Here is a 290-nt window from a genome sequence, read left to right on the forward strand (position 1 = left end):
CTCTGAAAGAACTGGGAATTGAAATGTTCCGTTTCAAGACTGGAACACCTGCCCGAATTGCAGGAAATACCATCGACTACAGCAAGATGGAAGAGCAGTTTGGGGATGAGAGAGTAGTGCCATTTTCTTTTTCCACAGATCCGGAGGATGTGCAGATCGAGCAGAAATCCTGCTGGCTGACTTATACCAATGAGGCTACCCATGATATCATCCGTGCAAACCTGGATCGTTCCCCACTGTACTCTGGTATGATCGAAGGAACTGGTCCGCGTTATTGCCCTTCTATTGAG

General features: G+C 47.6%; 1 protein-coding gene. It reads left to right on the plus strand.

What is annotated here, in order from left to right; translation table 11 throughout:
* The coding region (locus PZH32_RS13710; RefSeq protein WP_275208816.1) for an FAD-dependent oxidoreductase at positions 1-290 on the plus strand (290 nt) is incomplete at both ends.

The sequence above is a fragment of the Adlercreutzia equolifaciens genome (genome assembly GCF_029076695.1).
GTDB classification, from domain to species: domain Bacteria; phylum Actinomycetota; class Coriobacteriia; order Coriobacteriales; family Eggerthellaceae; genus Adlercreutzia; species Adlercreutzia equolifaciens_A.